This window comes from Patulibacter sp. NPDC049589 (genome assembly GCF_040675535.1).
In the GTDB taxonomy this organism is placed as follows: domain Bacteria; phylum Actinomycetota; class Thermoleophilia; order Solirubrobacterales; family Solirubrobacteraceae; genus Patulibacter.
Map to the genome: position 1 here is coordinate 1 of NZ_JBFAPC010000299.1, position 3,125 is coordinate 3,125.

Consider the following 3,125-nt stretch of genomic DNA (forward strand, 5'->3'; position numbering starts at 1 on the left):
GCGCGCGCGGCCATCAGGCCGTCTTCGATGGCGGCGGCCACCTGTTGCGCGCGGGACAGGGTCACGTCGTCGTCCTCATTCCTGCCTATTTATATTGGCCGACCCGACGCCGCTGATGACCGGCCCGCCCGCGTCGCTGCCGGTCTCCGACCGACCGGCCGGCTGGACCACCGGCGCCCTGCGCGCCGCGGGCGTCTCGCCCACCGTCGTCGCACCGGCCCAGCTGGACCAGGGGCTGCCGCCCGGGACGACCCACCTGCTGCTCGGGCCCGCCGCGCTCCCCGGCGGCGCGCCGTCCCCCGCGCTGCGCGCCGCCGTCGACGGCTTCGTGCGCGGGGGCGGCACCGTCGTCGCCGTCGGCCAGGAGGGCGTCGACACCGCCCGGGCGCTCGGGATCACCGCCGTGCGGACGCAGACGCCGAACGGCACCGCCGCCGTCGCCATCCACGCCGTCCCCGGGACCGACCCGGTCGGCCGCGAGCTCGGCGGCCCGACCTCCGTGATCGTCGCCGGGGAGCCCGGGCTCGTCGTCCCGCCCGGCGCGGCAGTGTCGCTGCGGGCGGGCACCGGCGACGACCTCGCGCCCTCGGGCGGCCACGGGTCGGGCGCCGGGGTGGCCGGCCGGGCCCTCGTCGTCGACGAGCCCGTCGGCGCCGGGCACGTCCTGAGCGTCGGCTTCTCCCCCGCCTTCCGCCGGCAGTCCGCGGGCGGCGAGCACGTGCTGCTGGCGCTGCTCCTGGCCACGCGCTGACGGGGATGGGGTGCGGGCCCCGACCCGTGCGTCTCGGGTCCGGACGCACCGGGCCTCGGCGGGGCACGGGCCACCCGCAGGGTGCGGGCCCCGACCCGTGCGTCTCGGGTCCGGACGCACCGGGCCTCGGCGGGGCACGGGCCACCCGCAGGGTGCGGGCCCAGACCCGTGCGTCTCGGGTCCGGACGCACCGGGCCTCGGCGGGGCACGGGCCACCCGCAGGGTGCGGGCCCCGACCCGTGTGTCTCGGGTCCGGACGCGGCGGGCCTCGGCGGGGCACGGGCCACCCGCAGGGTGCACCGGCCCGTCCCGGACGACGGACTAGGCTGGCGGGCATGTCCGTCGCGGTCGTCACCGATTCCACGCACTACCTCCCCCGCGAGCTCGTGGCCGACCGCGGGATCCACGAGGTCAGCCTGTACGTGACGCGCGGGGCGAGCGCCGAGCGCGAGCTCGAGATCACCGACCTCGACGCGTTCTACGCCGGGCTCCGCGACCAGCAGGACCTGCCGTCGACGTCGCAGCCGTCGCCGGGCGACTTCCTCGCCGTCTACGAGCCGCTCCTCGCCGCCGGGCACGACATCGTCTCGATCCACCTGGCCGGCGGCATCTCCGGCACGTACGAGGGCGCCCGGCAGGCCGCCGAGATCGCCGTCGAGAACGCCGGCGGGCCCGGCCGCATCGAGGTCGTCGACTCGCGCCTGGCGTGCGGCGCGCTCGGCTACCCGGTGCTCGCCGCCGCGGCCGTGGCGAACGCCGGCGGCGACCTCGACGCCGCCGTGCGGCGGGCGAACGACGTCATCGCGAACATGCAGCGCAAGTTCGTCTTCGCCGTCGACACGCTCGAGTACCTGCGCCGCGGCGGCCGCATCGGCAGCGCTCAGGCGTGGATCGGCGGCGCGCTGAAGATCAAGCCGATCCTCACGCTCGACGGCGAGATCACGCCGATCGAGAAGGTCCGCACGTCGCGCCGGGCGTTCGACCGCATGATCGCGGTCGCCGAGGCGCTCAAGGCCGACGGTAAGGACTGCTGGTGCGTCCAGCACATCCAGGCCCCCGACGAGGCCCAGCGGCTGGCCGACGCGTCCGAGGCGATCATCGGCACCCCGCCGCTCTTCATCAGCGAGATCGGCCCGGTCATCGGTGCCCACGTCGGCCCGGGCCTGCTCGGCGTCGGCGGCGTGCCGGCGGCGATGCTGCAGGGCTGAGAACGGCCGCGACCCGCTCGGAGGCGGGCCGCGTCTCGGTCATCGGTGCGTCCGCTAGCGGCGGCGGAGGAGGCCGGTGAGGCCCCCGATGCCGCCGGCCAGGACGAACCCGGCGACGGCGACGCCGATCACGGCCGCCTTCTGGTTGCGGCGGACGTGGCCGCGCCAGTCGGACAGCTCCGTGACGTCGCTCTTCAGGAGCTCGATGGAGTTGGTGAGCTCCTTGCGGTTCTCCTCGAGGGACCGGCGGATCTCCTCGGGGGTGCGGCTAGGACTCATCGGCGCCGTCCTTCGGGGTGGGCTTCTCGTCGGCCGTCGGGAGCACGGTGGCCACCGGCGGCTTCTGGACGGCGGACGTCGAGGACTCCGACCGACGGTCCGCCGGGGTGCCCAGCGTCCGCGACGGGCCGTGGGCGGGCTCCGGGTGGGGGCCCGACGCGGCGCCCTGGACGCTCTCGCGGATCAGCCGCGCCTCGTCGATCGCCATCGTCGGCACCGGCGGGGCGCCCTTCTTGACGAACTTGAAGGCGAGCAGCCCGCCGACGGCCGCCAGCAGGAACAGCAGCGCGGCCGTGAGGAAGTAGCCCCAGAAGATCTTGTCGTTGCCGAAGATCGCGTACGCGAACAGGAACGACAGGCCGTGCAGGAAGAACAGCCCGCCGAGCGCGATGAACACGCCCGCCGCGGCCCCCACGGCCGCGCCGCGGCCGATGGAGCCGACCTTCTGCGCGACCTCGGCCTTCGCCAGCTCGATCTCGTCGCGGACGATGTGCTGCGACCGCTCCGTGACGTTGGCGAGGTGCTCGACGACGGACTTGAGGGACGCCTCACGGGCGTCCTCGGCGCCGCGGCGCCGATCGTCAGCGCCGCGCAAGGGTCCGGACCAGGATCGCGGCCAGCACGCCGCCCGCGAGGGCGGCCCCGAGGAGCACCTCGGGACGGTCCTCCGGGGCGAGGCCCCAGAGGTTGGAGGCCTGGTTGGTCGGCTGCGGGCCGGACTCGGCGGCGTCCGGGTCGCCCCACTGCGGCGGCAGGCCGGCGGCGGCCGGCGTCTTCCATCATCGTGCTCCTCCTCGTCTGTACAGCAACGCGCTAAATGTCAAGCGCCTGGACAGAACATAGCGGACATGTACAGCAGTCCCCGATCACGTTCATCGAGCGCCTCT

General features: G+C 75.3%; 4 protein-coding genes. 2 read left to right on the top strand and 2 right to left on the bottom strand.

From position 1 onward, the window contains the following. The first annotated feature begins 115 nt into the window (after positions 1–115). Both AB0L40_RS27380 and AB0L40_RS27385 read left to right on the top strand, forming a co-directional pair. Positions 116–751: a hypothetical protein gene (locus tag AB0L40_RS27380; protein ID WP_364361905.1), complete on the top strand. Its 636-nt coding sequence runs from the start codon at positions 116–118 to the stop codon at positions 749–751. A gap of 335 nt (positions 752–1,086) precedes the next feature. Continuing rightward, complete coding sequence (locus tag AB0L40_RS27385) at positions 1,087–1,959, top strand: DegV family protein (protein WP_364361907.1); 873 nt, start codon at positions 1,087–1,089, stop codon at positions 1,957–1,959. Between the two features lie 54 nt (positions 1,960–2,013). Here AB0L40_RS27385 and AB0L40_RS27390 read toward each other — a convergent pair whose 3' ends face one another. Both AB0L40_RS27390 and AB0L40_RS27395 read right to left on the bottom strand, forming a co-directional pair. Further along, positions 2,014–2,238, bottom strand: a complete 225-nt coding sequence (locus AB0L40_RS27390) for a hypothetical protein (protein ID WP_036726407.1) — start codon at positions 2,236–2,238, stop codon at positions 2,014–2,016. Then, on the bottom strand, positions 2,228–2,833 hold the full coding sequence (locus tag AB0L40_RS27395) for a phage holin family protein (protein ID WP_364361910.1): 606 nt from the start codon (positions 2,831–2,833) through the stop codon (positions 2,228–2,230). Before AB0L40_RS27395 ends, AB0L40_RS27390 begins: the two co-directional genes overlap by 11 nt. Positions 2,834–3,125: the final 292 nt, after the last annotated feature.

Excerpts from the sequence above, each read along its gene's own strand:
- AB0L40_RS27390 (WP_036726407.1), bottom strand. The coding sequence starts at position 2,238 with ATGAGTCCTAGCCGCACCCCCGAGGAGATCCGCCGGTCCCTCGAGGAG.
- AB0L40_RS27385 (WP_364361907.1), top strand. The coding sequence starts at position 1,087 with ATGTCCGTCGCGGTCGTCACCGATTCCACGCACTACCTCCCCCGCGAG.
- AB0L40_RS27380 (WP_364361905.1), top strand. The coding sequence starts at position 116 with ATGACCGGCCCGCCCGCGTCGCTGCCGGTCTCCGACCGACCGGCCGGC.